This window comes from Pseudomonas haemolytica (assembly GCF_009659625.1).
Classification (GTDB): Bacteria; Pseudomonadota; Gammaproteobacteria; order Pseudomonadales; family Pseudomonadaceae; genus Aquipseudomonas; species Aquipseudomonas haemolytica.
On sequence record NZ_VOIW01000009.1, the window covers coordinates 56320 to 80921 of the forward strand.

Sequence of the window (24602 nt, forward strand, 5' to 3'; positions counted from 1 at the left end):
CCATGCCTTTGACTCGCAAAGCCTACCGTGCCGCCATCCTGCACAGCATCGACGACCCTGCCATCGTTGGTATCGAAGCGTCCTACGAGTACTTCGAAGACGGGCTATTGGTGATCGATAACGGTCAAATCAGCGCACTCGGTCACGCCAGCGACTTGCTACCGAGCCTGCCCGCCGATATCGACATCACCCATTACCAGGACGCGCTGATCACCCCCGGCCTGATCGACACCCATATCCACCTGCCGCAGACCGGTATGGTCGGCGCCTATGGCGAGCAACTGCTGGACTGGCTCAACACCTACACCTTCCCGTGTGAAAGCCAGTTCGCCGACAAGGCCCACGCCGAGGAAGTCGCGGATATCTTCATCAAGGAACTGCTGCGCAACGGCACCACCACCGCATTGGTGTTCGGCAGCGTGCACCCGCAATCGGTGAACTCGTTCTTTGAAGCGGCCGAAAAGCTCGACCTGCGCATGATCGCCGGCAAAGTCATGATGGACCGCAACGCGCCGGATTATCTGACCGACACCGCCGAATCCGGCTACCAGGAAAGCAAGACGCTGATTGAGCGCTGGCACGGCAAAGGCCGCCTGCATTATGCGGTGACGCCACGCTTCGCCCCCACCAGCACGCCGGAGCAATTGACGCTGGCCGGGAAACTGCTGGGCGAATACCCCGACCTGTACATGCAGACCCACATCAGCGAGAACAAGCAGGAAGTGGAATGGGTGAAGGAACTGTTCCCGGAGCGCAATGGTTACCTGGATGTATACGACCACTACAAATTGCTCGGCGAGCGCTCGGTGTTTGCCCACGGCGTGCACCTGTGCGATGACGAGTGTGCACGCTTGGCAGAGGCCGGCTCTGCGGTAGCGTTCTGCCCGACTTCGAACTTCTTTCTCGGCAGCGGCTTGTTCAACCTGCCGATGGCGGAGAAGCACAAGCTGAACGTGGGCCTGGGCACCGACGTGGGCGGCGGCACCAGCTTTTCGCTGCTGCAAACACTCAATGAAGCCTACAAGGTCATGCAACTGCAAGGTGCGCGGTTGAGCCCGTTCAAGTCGCTGTACCTGGCGACCCTGGGCGGCGCACGGGCGCTGCGTCTGGAAGACAAGATCGGCACCTTGCAGCCGGGTACGGATGCGGACTTCCTGGTGTTGGACTACAACGCCACGCCGCTGCTGAGCTATCGCTTGAAGCAGGCCAATAACATTGCCGAGACGTTGTTTGTGCTGATGACGCTGGGGGATGATCGGGCGGTGTTGCAGACCTACGCTGCCGGCCAACTCGTGCACCAACGCTGATTCCAGCCACAACACAAAACAAATGTGGGAGGGGGCTTGCTCCCGATAGCGGTGTGTCAGTCAGCCTGTCTGCTACTGACACTCTGCTATCGGGAGCAAACCCCCTCCCACATTTGGTTCCGGGTGCACCTGGGAAACTACAGTTTGACCGAAGAACGCCCCGGCTTCTTGGTCTGCAACAAATGCGAGAACACCGCATGCAAATCATCCGACGCGCTTTCCTCATCGAGGTTGAGCTTGCTGTCGATGTGATCCATGTGATGCATCATCAAGTCCACCGCCAGCACCGCATCGCGGGCTTCGATCGCGTCGATCAACTGGGTGTGTTCATCGTAGGAACAGTGCGAGCGGTTGCCGCTTTCGTACTGGGCGATGATCAGTGAAGTCTGGGACACCAGGCTGCGCTGGAAGCTGATCAGCGGCGCGTTCTTTGCCGCCTCGGCCAGTTTCAAGTGGAACTCGCCGGAAAGACGGATACCCGCACCGCGATCGCCGCGCGAGAAGCTGTCGCGCTCATCGTTGACCATCTGGCGCAACTCGGCCAATTGCTCGGCCGTGGCGTGCTGCACCGCCAACTCCGTGATCGCCCGCTCCACCAGGCGCCGGGCCATGAACACCTGGCGCGCTTCTTCGACGCTTGGGCTGGCCACCACCGCACCGCGATTGGGCCGCAGCAGTACCACGCCTTCATGGGCCAGGCGCGACAGCGCACGACGAATGATGGTGCGGCTCACGCCGAAGATCTCGCCCAGTGCCTCTTCACTCAATTTGGTTCCGGGCGCCAGGCGTTGTTCGAGGATCGCCTCGAAGATATGCGCATAGACGATATCGTCCTGGGTTCCGCTGCGACCGGCCTTGCCGGCTCGCGGTTGTTTCTTGAGAGGTTGCAACTGTTCGTTCATGGGCACTCGGGTTTGGAGAACGGCGGCGAAATAAGGTAATACGGCAACGACGCTACGCTGGCAAGTATCGCCTAAAAACAGCGCACATTGTACACAACCGGATGCGCCAACACACTGTACGGCTGTTTGCGGGCCCGGCTGTATTGCAATGAGTCGTTACGTTTGAGTTTAGGCTTGAATCTCTGCCGTCACCGGCAAATCCCAGGCAAGAAGGAACACCTTTCCATGACCGACGCCACCCAAGCGCCCTTGCGCCCGCTGGCCGACACTTCTGCGTCGGCCGTCGTCGCCGGCTTTATCGCCATGATGACCGGCTATACCAGCTCCCTGGTGCTGATGTTCCAGGCCGGCCAGGCCGCTGGCTTGACCACGGCGCAGATTTCTTCATGGATCTGGGCAATCTCCATTGGCATGGCGGTGTGCAGCATCGGCCTGTCGCTGCGCTACCGCACGCCGATCACCATCGCTTGGTCCACACCCGGCGCGGCGCTGTTGATCACCAGCCTTGGCGGCGTGAGTTATGGAGAAGCCATCGGCGCCTATATCACCTGCGCGGTACTGGTGACGCTGTGCGGGCTGACCGGCAGCTTTGAAAAGCTGGTCAAGCGGATTCCGGCGTCGCTGGCGGCGGCGTTGCTGGCCGGAATCCTGTTCAAGATCGGCAGCGAGATTTTCGTCGCCGCGCAGCATCGCACCGGCCTGGTGCTGGGGATGTTTTTCACCTACCTGGTCATCAAGCGCCTGTCACCGCGTTATGCGGTGCTGGCTGCCTTGCTCATCGGCACCGCCTTGTCAGGGCTGATGGGGCTGCTGGACTTCAGCGGCTTCCACTTGGAAGTGGCGACGCCGGTATGGACTACGCCGCACTTCTCACTGGCGGCGACGATCAGCATCGGCATTCCGCTGTTCGTGGTGGCCATGACCTCGCAGAACATGCCAGGCGTCGCCGTGCTGCGGGCCGACGGCTACAACGTGCCGGCTTCGCCACTGATCACCACCACCGGCCTGGCCTCGCTGGTGCTGGCCCCGTTCGGCTCCCACGGCATCAACCTGGCAGCGATCAGCGCCGCGATCTGCACCGGGCCGCACGCCCATGAGGACCGCAACAAGCGCTACACCGCAGCGGTGTGGTGCGGGGTGTTCTATGGGATTGCCGGGGTATTCGGCGCGACCTTGGCGGCGTTGTTCGCAGCCCTGCCCAAGGAGTTGGTGCTGTCGATTGCAGCCTTGGCGCTGTTTGGCTCGATCATCAATGGCCTGAGTATCGCCATGAATGAGCCGAAGGAACGGGAAGCGGCGCTGATCACCTTTATGGTCACCGCGTCAGGCTTGACGTTGTTTTCCATCGGTTCGGCGTTCTGGGGGATTGTTGCGGGGGTGTTGACGCTGCTGATTCTGAATTGGCGCAAGGCATAAAAAAACGGCGACCTGAGGGTCGCCGTTTTTTTAGTATCACTTAGCCGCGTTGATCGGCTTTTCCGGATACCACACGTCCAGCAGCGGGCTGACTTCAGCCTTGGTCAGCTCGGAACGGGTTTTCAGCCAGGCTTCAACAGCAGCGCGCTGCTCTTCGGAAACCGAGCCACGCTTCTGCAGGCAAACCAGACCGTAGTCATCGCCGCCGACATAGCCCAGACCATTGGCTTCCATGGCTTCTTTGATGAATGCTTCGAGGAAAGCGTCGATAGCTTCTTCACTCAGGCCTTCGTTGAAGTCCAGGTTCAGTTCGAAACCCAGCTCTTGAAATTCATCAACGCACAGTTTTTTGCGCAGACGCTGGGAACGGTTAGTCGCCATTGGAACAATCCTCATAAGTAATAACGGGCGGCACTTTAGCAGTTTAAGGCAGCGATTGCCCGACTCTCTGGGACCAGCGGGCAAATGCCGGGCAAAAAAACCGCGATTAGCAGCTATCGTTCAGCTACAAGTGGTTCCAGCTTGGGGCATAATGCCGACACTTTCGTGACCAATGAGGGATTTTCTTCCATACCCCTCGTCTTTTTCACCCTCCTCAGCAGTAGGGTTTTACTTCTTATGATCAAATCTTTACGTTCAGTGTTATTCGCCGGTTTCCTGTTGCCACTGGCCTTCTGCGCCACTGCCGCCCCCATCAACACCACCCTGCCACCCAGCGTTGCTCAGGCCCTGCAAAAAGCCAAGCTGCAAAACACCGCGCTGTCTTTGGTCATGCTGCCGCTCAACGGCCCCGGCACCCCCACCGTGTTCAACGCCGACGTCTCAGTGAACCCGGCGTCCACCATGAAGCTGGTGACCACCTACGCGGCCCTCGAAATGCTCGGCCCCAACCATCAGTGGAAGACCGAGTTCTACACCGACGGTACCCTCAGCGGCGGCGTATTGCGCGGCAACCTGTACCTCAAGGGCGGCGGCGATCCCAAGCTGAACATGGAAAAACTCTGGCTGCTGATGCGTGACCTGCGCGCCAATGGCGTGCAGCAAGTCACCGGCGACTTGGTGCTGGACCGCAACTTCTTCAACCCGCCGCAATTGCCCGAGTTCAATGACGACGGCAACGACGAGAACAAGCCGTTCCTGGTCAAGCCCGACGCCTTGCTGGTCAACCTCAAGGCCCTGCGCTTCGTGACCCGCAATGATTCGGGGCGAGTGATCGTGTCGGTCGAACCGCCGATTGCCAGCATTCGCATCGACAACCAAGTGAAAGTCAGCAACGCCAAGCAATGCACCGGCGATGTGCGCTACAGCCCGGTGACCGCCGCCGATGGCAGTGTGACCGTAACCGTCAGCGGCCAACTGGCGGATGGCTGCAGCTCGCAGACTTACCTGTCGCTGCTCGACCACGCCACCTACACCGCTGGTGCCGTGCGTGCAATCTGGAAGGAACTGGGCGGCACGATCCAGGGCCGTGATATCCAGGCGCCAGTGCCCAAGGATGCCAAAGTACTGGCCCGTGCCTTCTCGCCGGACCTGGCGGAAATCATCCGCGACATCAACAAGTACAGTAACAACACCATGGCCCAGCAGCTGTTCCTGAGCCTGGGTGCACAGTTTCGCAACGACGCCGATGGCGACGATGCCAAGGCCGCGCAACGCGTGGTGCGCCAGTGGCTGGCCAAGAAAGGCATCACCGCGCCGCACCTGGTGATGGAGAACGGCTCCGGCCTGTCCCGCGCCGAACGCGTCAGCGCTCGCGAGATGGCGGCCATGCTGCAAGCAGCCTGGAGAAGCCCCTATGCGGCGGAGTACATCAGCTCGATGCCGATCGCCGGCACCGACGGCACCATGCGTAAACGCCTGAAAACCACCGCCATGCGCGGCGAAGCCCATGTGAAGACTGGCACCTTGAACACCGTGCGTGCCATCGCCGGGTACAGCCGCGACAACAATGGCAATACTTGGGCCGTGGTGGCGATTCTCAACGACTCGAAACCCTGGGGAGCTTCGTCGGTGTTGGACCAGGTGCTGCTGGACCTGTATCGCCAGCCCAAGCTGACGGCCACCGCGCCAGTACTTTAGTCGGCACTCAAGCGCGCAGGGGTTCTGCCTTCACTCGATCCCTGCCCGCCTGCTTGGCCACATACACCGCCGAATCGGCGCGCAGCAGCAACCCATCGATGCCTTCATCGATCCGCCAACTGGCCACGCCAAAACTGGCGGTGACGATACCGACCGGCTCCATCGACGTATCGCGCAGCGACTGCCATAACTGCGTCGCCAAGCTGTATGCCTGGGTGCCATCGGTGTTGGGGCACAGCACCGCGAACTCTTCCCCACCCAGCCGGCAAAACACATCGGTGCGGCGTAGGCGCTGGCCTATACGCCTGCACAATTCCTGCAACACAGCATCGCCCACAGCGTGGCCGTGCTGGTCGTTAATGCGTTTGAAGTGGTCTACATCGAGCATGATCAGCGACAGCGCCCCAGAGATACGGTTAAGCCGGAGCATCTCGCCCTTGAGACGATCCTGGAAATAACGCCGGTTGTAGATACCCGTCAGGGAGTCGGTGATCGACAGCGCCCGCAGCTCCTCCTCGACCCGCTTGAGATCGGAGATATCCGATACATAACCGTGCCAAAGCGTACCGCCTCCCGGTAACTCCTCCGGCGTAGCTTCGCCGCGAATCCAGCGCAGTCCTCGCTGAGGCAACTGCACGCGGTACTCTTCGCGCCAATGGCTCAATTGCAGCGCCGATAAACGAATCGAAGCACGCACGCGTTCGACGTCCAAGGGGTGAATGCGCTCCAACACCTTGCCCGCATCCTGCTGCAACACGCCAAGCTCAATTTCATAGATATCGCGCATACCTTCGCTGGCGTAGATGAAACGCCAGTTGTCCGGCGGCTCGAGGGTGAACTGGAAGATCCCGCCAGGCACATGAATACTGAGTTTCTTCAACAGACGGTCCCGTGCGGCAAGAGCCTCATAGGCGCGCTTTTGCTGAGTGACATCCAGGTAAATCGCCAAGTGCCCGACCCACAGGCCATAGTCATCCAACAGCACGGTCGCCAGCATGTTGACCGTCAACTGGCTGCCGTCCTCGCGCACCAGCGTCCACTCACGGGCTTCATGTTGGCTATCAGGGCTTTCCACCAGCATCGCCTGGCTCGGCGGGATGCGCTTGCCTAACGCCAGACTTAAAGTCACCGCCCGCGCTTCGAGCTCCGCGGCCATGTGCAGGCTTTCCAGGGTCAGGTGGCCCAGCACCTCTTCGGCCTTGAACCCCAGCATCTGTTCGGCGCCGGCATTGAAGGTATTGACCACACCGCGCAAATCCGTGGCGATGATCGCCACTTGAGTTGCCGCATTCAACACACTGCGCAATTGCCCATGGGCCCCACGCAACTCCTGCTCACGCGAGCGCAACTGCACGGTGCGCTGCTCCACCAGTTTCAGGGCGCGCTGGCGCTGGCTGACCAACACGTAGAGCAGCGCACTGAGCAAGACACTGAGCAGCACGCCCATGGCCAGGATGGTGTGCATCGAGGAATGGTTGGCCTTGTCGAACACCTCGCTCGCACGCAGGCTCAGGGCATAGACATGATCACCCAGGGTGAGGCGGCGCGCAGCGGTCAAGTCGCTGTTGCCCACGGCGTTACTGGACGCATACAACACCCGTTGCCGGGTGTCAGAGGTGTCGACGATCTGCATCACCAGGTTGTCCCGGCTCGGCCGGGGCAAGCCATCGGCCACCAACTGGCGCATGCTGATCACGGCCATGACAAAACCGTAGGGCTTGGTACCGGCGACTTTGCTCACAGGCGCCACCAGCAGCACGCCCGCCGCATAGGCAGGCTCCACACCCACCAGTTGCATGGGTTGTGAAACCGCCAGCTTACCGCTTTGTTGTGCACGTTCCAGGGCCGAGCGACGCAGGGGCTGGGCCAGCAGATCAAAGCCCAAGGGCGAGCCCAGCAAGCTTTGCGTCTGGCTGTAGAGCACCGGTACATATTCATCGCGCTCGGAGGCCGACGCCAACACACCTGCCGCATTCAGTTCACGAATGTTGAAAGGGACGCCACGCTGGCGGGATATTTCCTGCTCAAACAGGCTGCGCTGCTCGCGGAAAATCCGCGGCGCCCAGGCATAGGCACGCGCATGCAACAACAAGGGTTGGGCGAAACCGTCGAACTCGGCACGGGAAACATCGCCGGAATTGACGAAGAAACGCTGCAAGCTACCCAGGCGTTGCTCCTGGTCTTCAAAGCGTTCCTGAATGCGGGTGTAGCGTTCGTTGACCAGCAACTGGAATCGCTGGCGCACCTGCTGCTGATACAGGTCGGCAGCCGTCCACGCGACAATCACCGTCAACGCGCTACCCGTCAATAACACCACCAATGCCACCAGCCAAGCCGATGCCTGTTCACTGATAAAACCAAGGATTTTCGGGCGAACAGCTTGCATCGGCATAGGCAACACTCACAACGCCAGCGTGCGGGGGGTGTCACTTTGGCTAGGGCTTAAGTTATAGCCATTGGCCGGGTGTTTGACCAGCCTAAAAACTGTGGGGGCTTATTGTGGGAGAGGTTGCCCCCTCCCACATTGGACACTCGCGGGCAATCAGCGCGCAGTGATTTTCCAGGCCCGATGGATCTTCGCATTGCGCGCAAAATCCGGGTCGATGGTCTTGTCGCTGATTTCCTCGACCGCATAACGTTCGCTGAGGTTGTCTTCCAGCTGGAACTTGCGGAAGTTGTTCGAGAAGTACAACACCCCACCCGGCGCCAGGCGGGCCATGGCCAGGTCGAGCAACTGCACGTGGTCGCGCTGCACGTCGAAGATACCTTCCATGCGCTTGGAGTTGGAGAAGGTCGGTGGGTCGATGAAAATCATATCGAACTCATCGCGGCTCGCTTCCAACCACGCCATCACGTCACCCTGCTCCAGGCGGTTCTTGTCAGAGAACCCGTTGAGGGAGAAATTGCGACGCGCCCAATCCAGGTAGGTCTTGGACAGGTCGACGCTGGTAGTACTGCGTGCACCGCCCTTGGCAGCGTGCACACTGGCGGTGGCGGTGTAGCAATACAAGTTGAGGAAGCGCTTGCCCGCCGCTTCCTTCTGGATACGCATGCGCATCGGCCGGTGGTCGAGGAACAGGCCGGTGTCCAGGTAGTCGGTGAGGTTGACCAGCAGCTTCACGCCGCCTTCGCTGACCTCGGTGAATTTGCCCTGGGCGCTCTGGCGCTCGTATTGCTTGGTGCCGCTCTGACGCTCACGACGCTTGACCACCACGCGGCTCTTGTCGACGTTCAGTGCCTGGGGAATCGCTGCCAGGGCATCGAACATACGGGCCGAGGCTTTTTCCGGGTCGATGGATTTTGGCGCGACGTATTCCTGTACGTGAACCCAATCGTGGTACAGGTCGATGGCCATGGAGTACTCAGGCATGTCGGCGTCATACACACGGTAGCAATCCACACCTTCACGCTTGGCCCATTTGCCCAGCAGCTTGAGGTTCTTTTGCAGGCGGTTGGCAAACATCTGCCCGCCTTCGCTCAAGCGCGCCTGCTCGACTACCGGCGCTGGAGCTGGCTTGATCGGGTTGCCGTTCTTGTTGTACTGACGCTCTACCGGCTCGGTCGGCGCCTGATCGTAAGCGGCTTGCTCACGTTCGGCCTGGCGCTGTTCCGGGGTGCGGCGTTCGCCCGTGACGAACTGATCCGGGTTGACCTTGATCAACAGCAATTTGCACGGCAACGCGCCGTTCCAGAACGAATACTGTTTGTGGCTGCGAATACCCATGCGCTTGCCCAGGTCCGGCGCGCCGGTGAACACCGCGGCTTCCCAGCCCATGCAGGCTTGGCGCAGGCGCTCGCCGAGGTTCTGGTAGAGGTACAACAGACTGGCTTCGTCACCCAGGCGCTCGCCATAGGGCGGGTTGCAGATCACCAGGCCTTTCTGGTTCTGGTCCGGGCGCGGCTCGAATGTGCCGACTTCGCCCTGGTACACCTTGATCCAATGGCTCAGGCCGGCGCGCTCGATGTTATTGCGCGCCGGTTGGATCAGGCGTGGGTCGGCTTCGTAGCCACGCACCCACAACGGCGGCTTGTTCATGCCGATGGCCGCGCGCTCGGTTGCCTCGCTGTGCAGCTTCTTCCACAGCGCCGGGACGTGACCCAGCCAAGTGGTGAAACCCCACAATTCACGGTTGAGGTTGGGGGCCATGTCGGCGGCGATCATTGCGCCTTCGACCAGGAAGGTGCCGACGCCGCACATCGGGTCCGTCAGCGCGCCGCCTTCGGCCGCAATGCGTGGCCAGCCGGCACGGATCAGGATTGCCGCCGCCAGGTTTTCCTTCAGTGGCGCCGCGCCCTGCTGCAGGCGGTAGCCGCGCTGGTGCAGGCTGTGGCCGGAAAGGTCCAGGGACAGGATCGCTTCGCCGCGGTCCAGGCGCAGGTGAATGCGCAGGTCCGGGTTGATCTTGTCGATGGACGGACGTTCGCCAGTCGGGGTGCGCAGCTTGTCGACGATCGCATCCTTGACCTTCAGCGCGCCGAAGTGGGTGTTGTCGATGCCCGAGCCGTGACCGCTGAACTCCACCGCCAGCGTACCGTCGGGGACCATGTGATCGGCCCATTCGATATCCAGCACACCGTGGTAGAGGTCTTCGGCGTCCTTCATCGGGAAGCGCTTGAGTACCAGCAGCACGCGGTTGGCCAAGCGTGACCAGAGGCACAGGCGGTAGGCGGTTTCCATGTCGGCCATGCCGCGTACGGCCGAGGTGTGCTCGCGGGCTTCTTCAAGGCCAAGCCCGACGGCTTCCTCGATCAGCAGGCCTTCGAGACCCTTGGGGCAGGTGAGGAAGAGTTCAAAACGGTCCGACATGGGGCATTCCAGGCTTTTCAGCAATAAATGAACGGGCGACGCATCGCCGGTTCGGTTTTCAATCAAGCACTTTTCTTGAAGAGTGCTCGCGTGGCACGAATGTGCCGTCCCACCCCGCGTTCCGGGCCGTTGAGCCTTGATTGACGGGGCAGATAAATAATTTTGTGCAACAAAAGGAAATATTCAGACCCTTCGTCGAATAATAACCGACTGCAACAAGCGGGTATTCTCACGAAAGGATTAAACCCTTCCTCTTTGCAGGGCACATCATAGCGGGCTTTGCCCAATAAAAGGGGCGAAAAGCCATCCCAGCTTATGGCTATAGCATCGTTATCGTTACGTGCTTATGACAAAACGATCATTGAATACATGTGACCTATTGGTTAGAACTCAACACAGGTTGGCGCCGTAACGACGCCGACACATCGGCTCGCCACGCCGGCAGCGAGCCCACCAACGGCAGAAAAACTCTGCCCGGCCTTGGACAAGGCCGAAGGATATCTAGACAGTCAACAAGTGAGGGAAACACCCTATGAGAAGACTTAAGCGTGATCCGTTGGAAAGAGCATTTTTACGCGGATATCAATATGGCGTTCATGGAAAATCCCGTGAGCTTTGCCCATTTACTCTACCGTCGGTACGCCAAGCCTGGATCAACGGCTGGCGAGAAGGACGCGGCGACAACTGGGACGGTATGACTGGCACTGCGGGTATCCACAGACTCAACGAACTTCACGCCGTCGGCTAATCAGGGCATTTAATTCCGACACACACCTTTGAATTGTAACGACTTAACCACGCGCGTCCCATCCGGGCGGCGGGCTTCGGCCCAGGGGCTCCTTTATGGAGCCCTTTTTATTGCGCAGATTTTCAGCGCAGGGCAGCGATGGCATCCACCGACTGGCGAATCAACGCCGGCCCTTTATAGATAAAGCCGGAGTACAACTGCACCAGGCTGGCGCCAGCCGCGATTTTCTCGGCTGCGTGCTTGCCTTCGGTAATACCGCCCACCGCGATGATCGGCAAACGCCCGGCCAACTCGGCCGCCAGCACCTTGACGATATGGGTGCTCTTGTCCCGTACCGGCGCGCCCGACAGGCCGCCCGCCTCGTCACCATGGGCCAGGCCTTCGACGCCCACGCGGCTGAGGGTGGTGTTGGTCGCAATCACCGCGTCCATTCCCGAATCCACCAGGGCCTGGGCCACCAGCACGGTTTCTTCATCACTCATATCCGGGGCAATCTTGATGGCCAGGGGCACACGCTTGCCGTGACGCACCGCCAGGTCTTCCTGGCGCTGACGCAAGGCTTCGAGCAGTTGCTTGAGGGAGTCACCAAATTGCAGGCTGCGCAGGCCCGGGGTGTTGGGCGAACTGACGTTGACGGTAACGTAGCTGGCGTGCGCGTAGACCTTGTCCAGGCAGATCAGGTAATCATCCACCGCACGCTCCACTGGGGTGTCGAAGTTCTTGCCGATGTTGATACCGAGGATGCCAGTGTATTTGGCCGCTTGAACCCGCGACAGCAGATGGTCGACACCGAGGTTGTTGAAGCCCATGCGATTGATGATCGCCTCCGCTTCTGGCAGGCGGAAAATGCGTGGCTTTGGGTTGCCCGGCTGCGGCCGTGGGGTCACAGTGCCGATTTCGACAAAGCCGAAACCCAGCTGTGCAAACCCGTCGATGGCCGCGCCGTTCTTGTCCAGGCCAGCTGCCAGCCCGACCGGGTTGGGGAAGTCCAGCCCCATCACCGACACCGGCATCTTCGCCGGTGCCTTGCATACCAGGCCATTGAGCCCCAGGCGGCCACCGGCACCGATCAGGTCCAGGGACAGATCGTGGGAGGTTTCCGGGGAGAGTTTGAACAACAGCTGGCGGGCCAGGGTATACATGGGCGGGCTAGACTCGGATGGCGGCGAAAGGTGGCGGTGATTATAGCCGGGGTGGCGGGCTGCACGCGAGGCGTGCTACCTGATCTCATTGACGCTGCGAAACCAAAGCTTCGTAACGCACCCAGATCTTTTCGGCGTACCGCAGGCGCAACGCCTCACGCTGAGGCCCGGCCCCCGGCCCGACATTGTAGGAACCCACCGCCGTCCAGTTGTAGCCAAAACGCTGGATAAACTCGGCAAGAATCGAGGCGCCTACCTCCACCGACAAGCAAGGCTCGTTCAACAGCCGCTCTTCGGTAATGCCCTGCTTGAGCAAACGGGGCAGGTGGATGCTGTTGATCTGCATCAGGCCGATGTCACGCGTGCCATTTCGGTTGGTGTGGTTCATCGCCTGCGCACGGTACCCCGACTCGACTGCGGCAATGGCCTGCAGCAACTCCGGTTCGAGGTCGTAACGAGTGGCCACCTCTTCCCAGCAATAGGCCAACGCCCGGTTGCTGCCCATCAGTAGCATGAGCAACAGGCCTTTGCGCCATAGCTTACACATTGCTGGCCTGACCACAGCGGGGGCACACGTGAACGACTGCCCTTGGTTGATTACCCGCCCGTACCGGGCATGTAAAGCGATAGCCCTTGCCATAAATCGTCTTGATAAACCCTTTGTCGGCCCTCAAGTGCTTGCGCAGGGAATAAATACAACGCGTCAGTGACTCATCGGCCACCTCGCCCCGGGACCAGGCCAGCTCCAGCAAACGGTCCTTGGTCATCAGTGTGCCACCGGAGGCCAGCAGCAATCGCAGCACATGCCCTTCCTTGGGTGGCAACTGGATATCCGAATCTGCCCCCGTCAACCGGCCATCGCCATGCAAGGTCCAGCGAGCGAAGACCAGGGCCGTCGTCGATTCATCAGTCACGACGGCCATACGCACCTCTGCATTCGACTACTGACATTCACATCCTTACTTTCCGAACCGGCTCACCTGCCAATGGCACGACTATAAAAAACCGCCCTATGACTCGCGTTAGGATAAAGCCCATTCAAGCGCCCTTTTTTGGCAACTGCCGGTCAGACAATTCGCTGGCTACCCTTATCGAGGCAGCCATTCCTGATAAATCTCCTGCAATTCAACCCCGAGCCGGTCTTCCAACTGCACCAGCTCACCTAACGCCATCAGTTGCCCATTGACCCGCACCTCCACACATTGGGTGACTCCTGGAGCCAAGGGCAGCACCTTCCCCGGTGCGAACGCGGCCAAACGCTTGCGACTGATCAATTGCTCCTGCAGCAGTATTTCCAGGTGCATGGACAAACGCCTTTTTCAGGGAGGGAACTCAAGGTCCGTTCGACAGCACGGCACGGCACATAGCAGCCTGCTGCACAGCCAGCGGCAGTTCTTGGTTGCGAGGGGTTCAGCATGCACCGTGGGTATTCCTGGCGGTCTGGCCTGAAGAAGCGGCCATACTGCGAGGCGCACGAGGTTCAATCATGATGAAAAGTTGACGGCGAACTGTACCGCCCCGCCCATGGCATGTGCCTTGCTATGCACTCTGTATCAGGCTCGCACCAACGGCGGCGCAAGCCTACGGACATCGGCGTCGTCCCCTGCAATGGCCTGTAACGCCAGCCCGGGGAACGGCGCTTTTTTTTCAGAAAAGGCAGGTATTGATGAACGATCCGCTGGCTTGGGTAAACGGCAGCGATGCCCCGGAAAAGAGCAGCCTCGACCTGGGATTCATGGCCCTGACCGATTGCGCGTCGCTGGTGGTCGCCGCTACCCAGGGCTTCGCTCAACCCTACGGCCTCACGCTGCACCTCAAGCGCCAATCGTCCTGGGCCAACCTGCGCGACAAGCTGGTCAGCGGTGAACTGGACGCCGCACACAGTCTCTACGGGCTGATCTATGCCGTGCACCTGGGCATCGGCGGCGTCGCGCCCTGCCCCATGGCGGTGCTGATGGGGCTGAACCAGAATGGCCAGAGCATCAACCTGTCCCACGGCCTGCAAGAGCAAGGGATGGTCTCTCCTGAAGCATTGGAGCGCCATGTGCACCAAAGCCGGACAAAACTGACCTTCGCCCAGACGTTTCCCACGGGCACCCATGCCATGTGGTTGTATTACTGGCTGGCGAGCCAAGGTATCCATCCGTTGCTGGATGTAAACAGCGTGGTCGTGCCGCCACCGCAGATGGTTGCGCACCTGCAAGCCGGGCGCATCGACGGGTTTTGTGCCGGCGAACCCTGGTGTGCCAGCGCAGTCAAGCAAAACCAGGGGTTCACGTTGGCGACCACCCAGGCGATCTGGCCGGATCATCCGGAAAAAGTCCTGGGCTGCACCCAAGCCTTCGTCGACGCGTACCCCAACACGGCCCGCGTGCTGGTGATGGCGATCCTCGAGGCCAGCCGGTTTATCGAGCAAGGCCATGAAAACCGCCGCTCCACCGCGCAACTGCTCAGTGCCCGTGAATACCTCGACGCCCCAGTGGACTGCATCGAACCACGCCTGCTGGGTAACTATGACGATGGCCTGGGCAACCAGTGGCAGGATCCTCACGCACTGCGCTTTTTCGCCAATGGCGAGGTGAACCTGCCCTACCTCAGCGACGGCATGTGGTTCATGACCCAGTTCCGGCGCTGGGGCTTGTTGCGTGAAGACCCTGACTACCTGCGCGTCGCCCGACAAGTGCAGCAACTGGCGCTGTATCGCCAGGCGGCTGATGCGCTGGGCATCTGTGCCGCCGACTCGGACATGCGCAGCAGCCAACTGATCGACGGCAAAACCTGGGACGGTTCCGACCCAGCCGGCTACGCCCGCAGCTTTCGCCTGCATGCCCTGGCCGATGACGCCAGCCGCCAAGCGCTGCGCTGACAGGAGCACGATGATGCTGCGAATCCTGTTGATCAATGACACCCCGCGCAAGGTCGGGCGCCTCAAGGCCGCACTGACCGAGGCCGGCTTCGAGGTGATCGATGAGTCTGGCTTGACCATCGACCTGCCTGCACGCGTCGAAACGGTGCGCCCGGACGTGATCCTGATCGATACCGAGTCACCCGGCCGTGATGTGATGGAGCAAGTGGTGTTGGTCAGCCGCGACCAGCCCCGGCCCATCGTGATGTTTACCGATGAACACGACCCGACCGTGATGCGCCAGGCGATCAAGTCCGGGGTCAGTGCCTATATCGTCGAAGGCATCCAGGCCCAACGCCTGCAACCGATCCTCGAGGTAGCCATGGCGCGCTTCGAGAGCGACCAGGCGCTGCGCGCCCAATTGCAGGCCCGCGACCAGCAACTGGCCGAACGCAAACGCATCGAATTGGCCAAGGGCCTGTTGATGAAAATGAAGCGTTGTAATGAAGAGGAGGCCTACACCCTGATGCGCCGCCAAGCCATGAGTCGCCAGCAGAAACTGATCCAGGTCGCCGAGCAGATTATTGCCATGAGCGAGTTGCTCGGCTGATCTGGCTCAGCTCTTGCTAAGCAATCCTCACAGGTAGCCAACGGCGGTTGCCCCTCCCCGACAAAGACGTCGCCCACCCGGTTTGCCCATCGCGAACCCGGTGGCGGCGTTTTTTTGTTTTGGCCCCCTAGAACCGTTGAGGTGCGTGATGAAATCAAGCTTCTGGAAATCCGGGCACACCCCGACCCTGTTTGCCGCGTTCCTGTATTTCGACCTGAGCTTCATGGTCTGGTACCTGTTGGGCCCATTGGCGGTACAGATTGCCGCGGACTTGCAACTGACCACCCAACAGCGTGGCCTGGTGGTGGCCACGCCAATCCTGGCGGGCGCGCTGCTGCGCTTTCTGATGGGCATGCTGGCCGACAAGCTTTCACCCAAGACCGCCGGGCTGATTGGCCAGGTGATTGTGATCGTGGCGCTGTTCTGCGCATGGAAACTGGGGATCCACAGCTACGAACAAGCCTTGCTGCTTGGCGCGTTCCTGGGCATGGCCGGTGCGTCCTTTGCGGTCGCCCTGCCCTTGGCCTCCCAGTGGTACCCGGCGGAGCACCAGGGCAAGGCCATGGGCATCGCCGGGGCCGGTAATTCCGGCACCGTATTCGCCGCCTTGCTGGCCCCGGTGCTGGCGGCCGCGTTCGGTTGGAGCAATGTGTTCGGCTTTGCGCTGATTCCGCTGGTGCTGACGCTGATCGTGTTCGCCTGGCTGGCACGCAATGCCCCTGAACGACCTAGAGCCAAATCCATGGCCGACTACTTCAAGGCCCTGGGCGACCGCGACAGTTGGTGGTTCATGTTCTTCTACAGCGTGACCTTCGGCGGGTTTATCGGCCTGGCCAGCGCCCTGCCCGGCTACTTCAACGACCAGTACGGCCTGAGCCCGGTGACTGCCGGTTACTACACTGCCGCCTGCGTGTTCGGTGGCAGCCTGATGCGGCCATTGGGCGGCGCCTTGGCGGACCGTTTCGGCGGGATCAAGACCCTGCTCGGCATGTACAGCGTGGCCGTGATCTGCATTGCGGCTGTGGGTTTCAACCTGCCCAGTTCCTACGCGGCGCTGGCGCTTTTCGTCTGCACCATGCTCGGGCTTGGTGCCGGTAATGGCGCGGTATTTCAATTGGTGCCGCAACGTTTTCGCAGTGAGATCGGCGTCATGACCGGCTTGATCGGCATGGCCGGTGGCATCGGCGGCTTCGCCCTCGCGGCGGGCATGGGCGCGATCAAACAGAGTACCGGCAGTTATCAACTGGCCCTGTGGTTGTTCGCCAGCCTCGGTGTGCTGGCCTGGTTCGGCCTGTATGGGGTGAAGCGGCGCTGGAGAACCACCTGGGGGTCGGCCGCCGTGACCGCCGCACGCGTCTGATGAGCCTGCAATTGAGCGTCGCCCAGGCCAGTGCCGTCGGCCCACGCAACGAAAACCAGGATGCGCTGCGGGTGGTCACGCCCCTGGCAGAACTGGCGACGAGCAAAGGCTACCTGTGTGCGCTGGCCGATGGTGTCAGCCAATGCGCCGACGGTGGCCTGGCCGCACGCTCGACCTTGCAGGCCCTGGCCCTGGACTACTACGCCACGCCGCAGACCTGGGGCGTAGCCCAGGCGCTGGAGCGCCTGTTGCTGGCGCAGAACCGCTGGTTGCAGGCCAATGGCGGCGGGCAACCGTTGTTGACCACGCTCAGCGCCCTGGTGTTTCGCGGCCGGCGTTTCACCCTCGCCCATGTCGGAGATTGCCGGGTGTATCGCTGGCTCGACGGCGAGTTGCAACGCATCAGTGAAGACCATGTGTGGGAACAGCCGGGCATGCAGCATGTGCTCAAACGCGCCCTTGGCCTGGATCAACACTTGGTGCTGGATTTCCTCGACGGCGAACTGCGCGAAGGCGAGTGCTTCCTGCTGCTCAGCGACGGGGTATGGGCCACGCTGGGCGATCACAACATCAGCGCGATCCTGCGTGAGCAAGGCGACCTCGACCTGGCCGTCAGCACCCTGGTCAACGCCGCGCACCTGGCAGGCAGCCAAGACAACGCCAGCGCCTTGCTGGTGCGCATCGACCGCCTCGGCGCCGCTACCCTCGGTGACGCCCTCGTGCAGTTGCAACAATGGCCACTGCCGCCCCCCCTGAAAGCCGGGCAAACTTTTGAAGGCTGGCAGGTGGAAAGCGTGCTGGCGCAAAGTCGGCAGTCATTGCTGTATCGGGTCCGCGACGACCAGCGCCAGCCATGGCTGCTCAAGACCTTGCCCCTGCGGCATGACGACGACACCGACGCAGCCCAAGCCCTGTTGTCGGAGGAATGGTTTCTGCGCCGGGTCGCCGGCCGGGCCTTTCCTGAAGTGCATGCCGCCAGTGGCCGTCAGCATTTGTACTACGTGATGCGCGAATACCCAGGGCAAACCCTGGCCCAACTGTTCCAACAACAAGGCCCGCTGCCACTGGCGCAATGGCAGACCATCGCCGAGCGTTTGCTGCGGGCAGTGGGCCTGCTGCATCGCCGGCAAATCCTGCACCGCGACATCAAGCCGCAAAACCTGCTGCTCGGGGAGGATGGCGAACTGCGTGTACTGGACTTCGGCCTAGCCTACTGCCCCGGCCTCTCTGAGGACCGCGCCCACCTGCTGCCCGGCACCCCGAGTTTTATCGCGCCCGAAGCTTTCGGTGGCGAGCGGCCTACAGCGCAACAGGATTTGTATAGCGTCGGTGTAACCTTGTATTACCTGCTGACCGGGCATTATCCCTATGGCGAAATCGAAGCCTTCCAACGCCCGCGCTTCAACCAGCCCGTCAGCGCCAGCCGCTATCGCCCTGACCTGCCAGATTGGCTACCTCACAGCCTGGAGCGCGCCGTAGCCGCCCTGCCCGCGCAACGCTATGAAACGGCTGAAGAATGGCTATTGGTACTGGAACAAGCCGACCGCCGCGAGCTGAGCGTACGGCCGCGACCTTTGCTGGAGCGCGAGCCGCTGAAGGTCTGGCAAACCCTGGCGATGGCTTCGCTGCTGATCAATCTGGTGCTGCTGTACTGGCTGCTGCACCACTAACGGGCAAAATCCGCCCGCTCTCTCTAAAAAACCCAATAAAACTGGGGGTATGGAACTTGGCACACCTGCTGCATTAGCTCTTTCAACAACTCACATACAGCCATCCCTTCAACGTCGAAGGGTCGAGCTTCCCGAGAGAACGGGACCAGGACAAAGGCGTCCTCGCTAGCTGACTAGCGGGGACGCCTTTTTTGTTTGCGCACGATTTGTCGAGCCATTGCGGAGAACGACATGAAAAAACTCAAACTGGTGATGATCGGCAACGGCATGGCCGGGGTTCGTACCCTTGAAGAATTGCTCAAGCTGAACAGCGAGCTGTACGACATCACCGTGTTCGGCGCCGAGCCCCACACCAACTACAACCGCATCCTGCTGTCGCCGGTACTGGCCGGCGAGCAAACCTTCGAAGAGATCGTGCTCAACGACCTGGACTGGTATCTGGATAACCACGTCAAGTTGCTGCTCAACCGCAAGGTGGTGCAGATCGATCGGGTCAAACGCAAAGTCATCGCCGAAGACGGCACCGAGGCCGAGTACGACCGCCTGCTGATCGCCACCGGTTCCACACCCTTCATCCTGCCGATCCCGGGCAACACCTTGCAGGGCGTGATTGGCTACCGCGACATTGCCGACACCCAGGCGATGATCGACACCGCCAAGACCCACACGCACGCGGTGGTGATCGGCGGCGGCCTGCTTGGCCTGGAAGCGGCCAATGGCCTGATGCTGCGCGGCATGCACGTAACGGTGGTGCATATCGGCGAATGGCTGCTGGAGCGGCAACTGGACAAAACCAGCGGCCAATTGCTGCAAACCGAATTGGAAAGCCGTGGCCTGGTGTTTCGCCTGTGCGAACAGACCCAGGCCCTGCACGATGCCGGCAACGGCCGCGTCGGCTCGGTGCAGTTCAAGAATGGCGACATCATCCCCGCCGACCTGGTGGTAATGGCTGCCGGCATCCGCCCCAACACCGAACTGGCGGAAAAGTCCGGCATCCCTTGCAACCGTGGGATCCTGGTCAATGACACGATGCAAACCTACGACCCGCGCATCTATGCGATCGGCGAATGCGCCAGCCATCGCGGGATTGCCTATGGCCTGGTGGCACCGCTGTTCGAACAGGCCAAGGTCTGTGCCAACCACTTGGCCCAACTGGGCTTTGCCACTTACAAAGGCTCGGTGACCTCGACCAAGCTGAAAGTGACCGGCATTGATCTCTTTTCTGCTGGCGACTTCATGGGCGGTGAAGGCACCGAAACCATCACCTTGTCCGACCCGATCGGCGGCGTATACAAGAAGCTGGTAATCAAGGACGACATCCTGGTCGGTGCCTGCCTGTACGGCGATACCGCGGATGGGGGTTGGTACTTCCGCCAGATCCGTGAGAACCATGCAATTGGCGAGATCCGCGATCACCTGATGTTCGGTGAAAACGCCCTGGGCGATGTGGGCCACCAAGGCCAGGACAAAGCCATGAGCATGGCCGACAGTGCCGAAGTCTGCGGCTGCAACGGCGTGTGCAAGGGCACCATCGTCAAGGCGATCCAGGAACAAGGGCTGTTCAGCGTCGATGAGGTGAAAAAACACACCAAGGCCGCCAGCTCCTGCGGTTCCTGTGCCGGACTGGTTGAGCAGATCCTGATCAACACCGTGGGCGGTGCGGCTGACGTCAAACCCAAAAGCGAAAAGGCCATCTGTGGGTGCAGCGATCTTAATCACGGGCAGATCCGCCAGGCTATCCGCGAGCAGCACTTGCTGACTGTCGATAGCACCATGCGCTACCTGAACTGGCGTACCCCCAATGGCTGCGCCACCTGCCGCCCCGCTCTCAACTACTACCTGATTTCAACCTGGCCGGGCGAGGCCAAGGACGACCCGCAATCACGACTGATCAACGAACGGGCCCACGCCAATATTCAGAAAGACGGCACCTACTCTGTAGTCCCACGGATGTGGGGCGGCGTGACCAATCCTTCGGAGTTGCGCCGCATCGCCGATGTGGCCGACAAGTACAACGTGCCGATGGTCAAGGTCACAGGCGGTCAGCGTATCGACTTGCTCGGCATCAAGAAACAGGATCTGCCGGGGGTGTGGAAGGACCTGGACATGCCGTCCGGCCACGCCTACGGCAAATCCATCCGCACGGTGAAAACCTGCGTAGGCAGTGAGTTCTGCCGTTTCGGCACGCAGAACTCCACGCAACTGGGCATCGAGTTGGAGCATGACCTGTTCAATATGTGGTCACCCCACAAGGTCAAGCTGGCAGTCTCCGGTTGCCCACGCAACTGCTCGGAAGCGGGCATCAAGGACGTGGGAATTATCGGCGTCGACTCGGGCTGGGAGATGTACATCGGCGGCAACGGCGGGATCAAGACCGAAGTCGCGGAGTTCTTCGTCAAGCTGAAAACCGCCGAGGAAGTGCGCGAATACAACGGCGCGTTCCTGCAGCTGTATCGCGAGGAAGCTTTCTACCTGGAGCGCACCGTGCACTACCTGCAACGGGTCGGCATGGAGCATATCAAGAAGGCCGTATTGGAAGACCCGGCCCGTCGCAAGGCCCTCAACGAGCGCCTGCAGTTCTCGCTGTCATTCGAACAGGATCCGTGGAAAGAGCGCCTGGAACAGCCACTGCTGAAAAAGGAATTCGACGTTATCTCTGTCAAACAGCTGGAGGTCTCGCTATGAACTGGCTGGATATCTGCGCCCTCGATGAAATCAACACCCTGGGCTCGCGCATCATCAGCGGACCGAAAGGCGACATCGCGATTTTTCGCACCAGTGACGACGAAGTCTTCGCCCTCGACGACCGTTGCCCACACAAAGGCGGCCCGCTGTCCCAGGGTTTGATCTACGGCAAGCGCGTGGCCTGCCCGCTGCACAACTGGCAGATCGACCTGGCGTCCGGCGAGGCCCAGGCCCCGGATATCGGCTGTGCCCACCATCACCAGGCCCGGGTGGAAAACGGCCGGGTGATGCTGGCCCTGCGGGACGCCGGTTGATGAACCGCCAGACCACTGCGTCCACCTGCTGTTATTGCGGGGTGGGTTGCGGCGTGCTGATCGAGCACGACGGTAAGCAGATCCTGGGGGTGCAAGGCGACCCCAATCACCCGGCCAACTTCGGCAAGTTGTGCAGCAAAGGCGCGAGCCTGCACCTGACCGGCGACTTGAGTGCCCGCGCCCTGTACCCGGAGTTGCGCCTGGGCAAAGACCTGGCACGTACCCGTACAGACTGGGACACAGCCCTGGAACACGCGGCCAATGTGTTCGCCGATACCATCGCCGAACATGGGCCAGACAGCGTGGCGTTCTATATCTCGGGGCAACTGCTGACCGAGGATTACTACAGCTTCAACAAGCTGGCCCGGGCGTTGGTGGGCACCAACAATATCGACAGCAACTCACGGCTGTGCATGTCGTCGGCGGTGGTCGGCTACAAGCGCAGCCTGGGCGCCGATGCGCCACCGTGCAGCTATGAAGACCTGGAAAACAGCGACTGCGTGATGATCGTCGGCAGCAACATGGCCTACGCCCACCCGGTATTGTTCCGACGTCTGGAGCAGGCCAAGGCGCAACGCCCGCAGATGAAAGTGCTGGTGATTGATCCTCGGCGTACAGACACTTGCGATTTGGCTGACCTGCACCTGGCAATCTTGCCGGGGACGGATGTGGCGCTGTTCCATGGGATTTTGCATGTGCTGCTGTGGGAAGACTGGATCGACCGCGCGTTTATCCAGGCCCACACCGACGGCCTGGCCGAATTGAAGCGCCTGGTGCATGACTACACGCCGCAGATGGTCACGCAGCTGTGCGGTATCAGCGTCGAACAGTTGCGCTTGTGCGCACAGTGGGTCGGCACGTCCAGTAGCTTTTTGTCGCTGTGGTGCATGGGGCTGAATCAATCCACCGCCGGCAGCGCCAAAAACAGCGCATTGATCAACCTGCACCTGGCCACGGGCACCATTGGCCGACCGGGGTGCGGGCCGTTTTCCCTGACCGGCCAACCGAATGCCATGGGCGGGCGCGAGACCGGCAGCCTGTCCAATCTGCTACCGGGCCACCGCGACGCGGCCAACCCTGAACACCGCGCCGAAGTCGCCGCCTACTGGGGCGTGGATCAACTGCCCGCGCCCACCGGGCTTACCGCCATCGAACTGTTTGAACAGGTGCAGGCCGGCAAGATCAAGGCCCTGTGGATCGCTTGCACTAACCCCGCCCAATCGTTGCCCGACCAGAATGCGGTGCGTGCGGCCTTGGCGGCGTGCCCGTTCGTGGTGCTGCAGGAGGCTTTTCGCACTACCGAAACCGCTGCCTTTGCCGACCTGCTGCTGCCGGCCGCCAGTTGGGGTGAAAAGGACGGCACGGTGACCAATTCCGAGCGGCGTATTTCCCACGTACGCCGCGCTATCAGCCCACCGGGAGAGGCACGGCCAGACTGGGCAATAACTGTAGATTTCGCACAGCGCCTGGAGTGTCGCTTGCGCCCGGGGCTGCCCAGCTTGTTCGCCTTTAAGCAACCGGCACAGCTGTTTGATGAGTTCAAGGGGCTAACCCAGGGTCGCGACCTGGATTTGTCGGGCATCAGCCATGCCCTGCTCGACCGACTCGGCCCACAGCAATGGCCGTTCCCCACGGGTGCGCAGACCGGAACGCCGCGCCTGTACACCGATGGCATATTCCCCACCGACAATGGCCGGGCGCGGTTTGTCACTGACCCTTATCGCGCCGCCAAGGAGCAGCGTGACGCACGCTTCCCCCTGACGCTGATCACCGGCCGTCTGCGCGACCAATGGCATGGCATGAGCCGTACCGGCACGGCCGCGCAGTTGTTCGGCCATGTCAGTGAAGCGCTGTTGAGCCTGCATTCGGACGAACTACGCCGCCACCGCTTTAAAGAAGGTGACCTGGTCAGCCTGAAAAGCCGTCGCGGCAGTGTGATTGTCGCGGTCAGCAGCGATGACAGCGTACGCCCAGGCCAGGCATTCCTGCCGATGCATTGGGGCGACCGCTTTCTCAAGGGCGGCGTCAATGTCCTCACCCAACCGGCGTTCGACCCGCTGTCCAAGCAGCCGGAACTCAAGCACAGCGGCGTCCGTCTGGAGGCCGTGCAACTACCGTGGCAGCTGTTTGCGCTGATCGAGGGCGATGTGCAGCAGCATTTCGAGGCGCTACGCCCTTTGTGTGAGGAATTTACCTACGTCAGCCTGAGCCTGGCCGGACGTGTACGCCCCGCGTTGCTGGTGCGGGCGGCGCATACCGAGGCGCCCGACCTGCAGCTGTTGACCCGGATTGACCAACTGCTGGGCCTCAATGACGGCCCGGTCATGGCCTACGACGACCCGCGCCGTTCAATCGGCAAGCGCGTCAAGATCGAGAATGGTCGCATCACCGCCCTGCGCCTGGCCGGCGAAACCCTCGCCCGCCACTGGCTGCAAAGCCTATGGCTGGAAGGTCGGGCCGACGAGCAACTGCGCCGCTGGTTGCTGGCGCCGTTAAGCGCGCCACCGGGCGGCGCCACGACGAGCAACAAGATTGTGTGCAACTGCAAGAACGTCAGCGAAAACGCCGTGTGCGCCGGTATTGGCCGTGGCCTGGACCTGGACGGGCTCAAGCAGGAATTGGGCTGCGGCGCCCAATGCGGTTCCTGCGTACCGGAAATCAAGCGTCTTTTGGCCAGCAACTCGCAGCCGATCGCAATCAGTGTGTAAGGGGAACAA

The 24602-nt window shown here is 61.1% G+C and carries 19 protein-coding genes; 11 read left to right on the plus strand and 8 right to left on the minus strand.

The features are described 5' to 3' along the window. The first annotated feature begins 2 nt into the window (after positions 1-2). Positions 3-1307, plus strand: a complete 1305-nt coding sequence (gene guaD / locus FRT59_RS25155; protein ID WP_153872671.1) for a guanine deaminase — start codon at positions 3-5, stop codon at positions 1305-1307. 137 nt (positions 1308-1444) lie between these two features. On the opposite strand, the gene FRT59_RS25160 is transcribed toward guaD, so the two are convergent. Beyond that, on the minus strand, positions 1445-2209 hold the full coding sequence (locus tag FRT59_RS25160; RefSeq protein WP_017739583.1) for a GntR family transcriptional regulator: 765 nt from the start codon (positions 2207-2209) through the stop codon (positions 1445-1447). A 225-nt stretch (positions 2210-2434) separates the two neighbouring features. Here FRT59_RS25160 and FRT59_RS25165 point away from each other — a divergent pair, with 225 nt between their 5' ends. Beyond that, positions 2435-3625 carry a benzoate/H(+) symporter BenE family transporter gene (locus FRT59_RS25165; RefSeq protein ID WP_153838171.1) on the plus strand — a complete coding sequence of 397 codons (1191 nt, stop codon included), beginning with the start codon at positions 2435-2437 and terminating at the stop codon, positions 3623-3625. A 36-nt stretch (positions 3626-3661) separates the two neighbouring features. Here FRT59_RS25165 and FRT59_RS25170 read toward each other — a convergent pair whose 3' ends face one another. Then, positions 3662-4006, minus strand: a complete 345-nt coding sequence (locus FRT59_RS25170) for a YggL family protein (RefSeq protein WP_003193255.1) — start codon at positions 4004-4006, stop codon at positions 3662-3664. 237 nt (positions 4007-4243) lie between these two features. On the opposite strand from FRT59_RS25170, the gene dacB reads away from it, so the two are divergent. Next, positions 4244-5704, plus strand: a complete 1461-nt coding sequence (gene dacB / locus FRT59_RS25175) for a D-alanyl-D-alanine carboxypeptidase/D-alanyl-D-alanine endopeptidase (protein WP_153872672.1) — start codon at positions 4244-4246, stop codon at positions 5702-5704. 7 nt (positions 5705-5711) lie between these two features. Here dacB and FRT59_RS25180 read toward each other — a convergent pair whose 3' ends face one another. Together FRT59_RS25180 and rlmKL are read right to left on the minus strand one after the other, a co-directional pair. Further along, positions 5712-8096, minus strand: a complete 2385-nt coding sequence (locus FRT59_RS25180) for a sensor domain-containing diguanylate cyclase (protein ID WP_153872673.1) — start codon at positions 8094-8096, stop codon at positions 5712-5714. Between the two features lie 150 nt (positions 8097-8246). Continuing rightward, entirely contained in the window at positions 8247-10511 is a 2265-nt protein-coding gene (rlmKL, locus tag FRT59_RS25185; protein WP_034120650.1) for a bifunctional 23S rRNA (guanine(2069)-N(7))-methyltransferase RlmK/23S rRNA (guanine(2445)-N(2))-methyltransferase RlmL, read from the minus strand. A 532-nt stretch (positions 10512-11043) separates the two neighbouring features. On the opposite strand from rlmKL, the gene rmf reads away from it, so the two are divergent. Continuing rightward, a complete protein-coding gene (gene rmf / locus FRT59_RS25190) occupies positions 11044-11259 on the plus strand; it encodes a ribosome modulation factor (protein ID WP_002553055.1) in 216 nt (71 codons plus the stop codon). Between the two features lie 122 nt (positions 11260-11381). On the opposite strand, the gene FRT59_RS25195 is transcribed toward rmf, so the two are convergent. From FRT59_RS25195 to FRT59_RS25210, 4 genes are all read right to left on the minus strand, one after another. After that, on the minus strand, positions 11382-12401 hold the full coding sequence (locus FRT59_RS25195) for a quinone-dependent dihydroorotate dehydrogenase (RefSeq protein WP_034120651.1): 1020 nt from the start codon (positions 12399-12401) through the stop codon (positions 11382-11384). An 85-nt stretch (positions 12402-12486) separates the two neighbouring features. Beyond that, on the minus strand, positions 12487-12948 hold the full coding sequence (locus FRT59_RS25200; protein WP_034120654.1) for a transglycosylase SLT domain-containing protein: 462 nt from the start codon (positions 12946-12948) through the stop codon (positions 12487-12489). Next, a complete protein-coding gene (locus tag FRT59_RS25205) occupies positions 12941-13324 on the minus strand; it encodes a winged helix-turn-helix domain-containing protein (RefSeq protein ID WP_153872674.1) in 384 nt (127 codons plus the stop codon). The genes FRT59_RS25200 and FRT59_RS25205 overlap by 8 nt, the downstream gene beginning before the upstream one ends. 165 nt (positions 13325-13489) lie before the next feature. After that, on the minus strand, positions 13490-13705 hold the full coding sequence (locus tag FRT59_RS25210; protein WP_153872675.1) for a FliM/FliN family flagellar motor switch protein: 216 nt from the start codon (positions 13703-13705) through the stop codon (positions 13490-13492). Positions 13706-14067: 362 nt separating this feature from the next. Between FRT59_RS25210 and FRT59_RS25215 the strand changes: the two genes are divergently transcribed. The 7 genes from FRT59_RS25215 to FRT59_RS25245 all read left to right on the plus strand — a co-directional run bounded on the left by FRT59_RS25215 (position 14068) and on the right by FRT59_RS25245 (position 24593). Continuing rightward, on the plus strand, positions 14068-15267 hold the full coding sequence (locus tag FRT59_RS25215) for a CmpA/NrtA family ABC transporter substrate-binding protein (RefSeq protein WP_153872676.1): 1200 nt from the start codon (positions 14068-14070) through the stop codon (positions 15265-15267). A 13-nt stretch (positions 15268-15280) separates the two neighbouring features. Beyond that, positions 15281-15856 (plus strand): ANTAR domain-containing response regulator, encoded by a 576-nt coding sequence (locus tag FRT59_RS25220; RefSeq protein ID WP_034120662.1) that lies wholly within the window; start codon positions 15281-15283, stop codon positions 15854-15856. 148 nt (positions 15857-16004) lie between these two features. Continuing rightward, positions 16005-17216, plus strand: a complete 1212-nt coding sequence (locus tag FRT59_RS25225) for a nitrate/nitrite transporter (protein ID WP_153872677.1) — start codon at positions 16005-16007, stop codon at positions 17214-17216. Then, a complete protein-coding gene (locus FRT59_RS25230) occupies positions 17216-18886 on the plus strand; it encodes a bifunctional protein-serine/threonine kinase/phosphatase (protein ID WP_153872678.1) in 1671 nt (556 codons plus the stop codon). The genes FRT59_RS25225 and FRT59_RS25230 overlap by 1 nt, the downstream gene beginning before the upstream one ends. 231 nt (positions 18887-19117) lie before the next feature. Then, positions 19118-21571, plus strand: a complete 2454-nt coding sequence (nirB, locus tag FRT59_RS25235; RefSeq protein ID WP_153872679.1) for a nitrite reductase large subunit NirB — start codon at positions 19118-19120, stop codon at positions 21569-21571. Next, on the plus strand, positions 21568-21885 hold the full coding sequence (gene nirD / locus FRT59_RS25240; protein ID WP_005790365.1) for a nitrite reductase small subunit NirD: 318 nt from the start codon (positions 21568-21570) through the stop codon (positions 21883-21885). The genes nirB and nirD overlap by 4 nt, the downstream gene beginning before the upstream one ends. Then, entirely contained in the window at positions 21885-24593 is a 2709-nt protein-coding gene (locus FRT59_RS25245; protein ID WP_153872680.1) for a nitrate reductase, read from the plus strand. Before nirD ends, FRT59_RS25245 begins: the two co-directional genes overlap by 1 nt. The last annotated feature ends 9 nt before the right edge of the window (positions 24594-24602 follow it).

Bases quoted from the DNA above. Each gene is read 5' to 3' on its own strand.
- guaD (WP_153872671.1), top strand. From the start codon at position 3: ATGCCTTTGACTCGCAAAGCCTACCGTGCCGCCATCCTGCACAGCATC.
- FRT59_RS25160 (WP_017739583.1), bottom strand. From the start codon at position 2,209: ATGAACGAACAGTTGCAACCTCTCAAGAAACAACCGCGAGCCGGCAAG.
- FRT59_RS25165 (WP_153838171.1), top strand. From the start codon at position 2,435: ATGACCGACGCCACCCAAGCGCCCTTGCGCCCGCTGGCCGACACTTCT.
- FRT59_RS25170 (WP_003193255.1), bottom strand. From the start codon at position 4,006: ATGGCGACTAACCGTTCCCAGCGTCTGCGCAAAAAACTGTGCGTTGAT.
- dacB (WP_153872672.1), top strand. From the start codon at position 4,244: ATGATCAAATCTTTACGTTCAGTGTTATTCGCCGGTTTCCTGTTGCCA.
- FRT59_RS25180 (WP_153872673.1), bottom strand. From the start codon at position 8,096: ATGCCGATGCAAGCTGTTCGCCCGAAAATCCTTGGTTTTATCAGTGAA.
- rlmKL (WP_034120650.1), bottom strand. From the start codon at position 10,511: ATGTCGGACCGTTTTGAACTCTTCCTCACCTGCCCCAAGGGTCTCGAA.
- rmf (WP_002553055.1), top strand. From the start codon at position 11,044: ATGAGAAGACTTAAGCGTGATCCGTTGGAAAGAGCATTTTTACGCGGA.
- FRT59_RS25195 (WP_034120651.1), bottom strand. From the start codon at position 12,401: ATGTATACCCTGGCCCGCCAGCTGTTGTTCAAACTCTCCCCGGAAACC.
- FRT59_RS25200 (WP_034120654.1), bottom strand. From the start codon at position 12,948: ATGTGTAAGCTATGGCGCAAAGGCCTGTTGCTCATGCTACTGATGGGC.
- FRT59_RS25205 (WP_153872674.1), bottom strand. From the start codon at position 13,324: ATGGCCGTCGTGACTGATGAATCGACGACGGCCCTGGTCTTCGCTCGC.
- FRT59_RS25210 (WP_153872675.1), bottom strand. From the start codon at position 13,705: ATGCACCTGGAAATACTGCTGCAGGAGCAATTGATCAGTCGCAAGCGT.
- FRT59_RS25215 (WP_153872676.1), top strand. From the start codon at position 14,068: ATGAACGATCCGCTGGCTTGGGTAAACGGCAGCGATGCCCCGGAAAAG.
- FRT59_RS25220 (WP_034120662.1), top strand. From the start codon at position 15,281: ATGCTGCGAATCCTGTTGATCAATGACACCCCGCGCAAGGTCGGGCGC.
- FRT59_RS25225 (WP_153872677.1), top strand. From the start codon at position 16,005: ATGAAATCAAGCTTCTGGAAATCCGGGCACACCCCGACCCTGTTTGCC.
- FRT59_RS25230 (WP_153872678.1), top strand. From the start codon at position 17,216: ATGAGCCTGCAATTGAGCGTCGCCCAGGCCAGTGCCGTCGGCCCACGC.
- nirB (WP_153872679.1), top strand. From the start codon at position 19,118: ATGAAAAAACTCAAACTGGTGATGATCGGCAACGGCATGGCCGGGGTT.
- nirD (WP_005790365.1), top strand. From the start codon at position 21,568: ATGAACTGGCTGGATATCTGCGCCCTCGATGAAATCAACACCCTGGGC.
- FRT59_RS25245 (WP_153872680.1), top strand. From the start codon at position 21,885: ATGAACCGCCAGACCACTGCGTCCACCTGCTGTTATTGCGGGGTGGGT.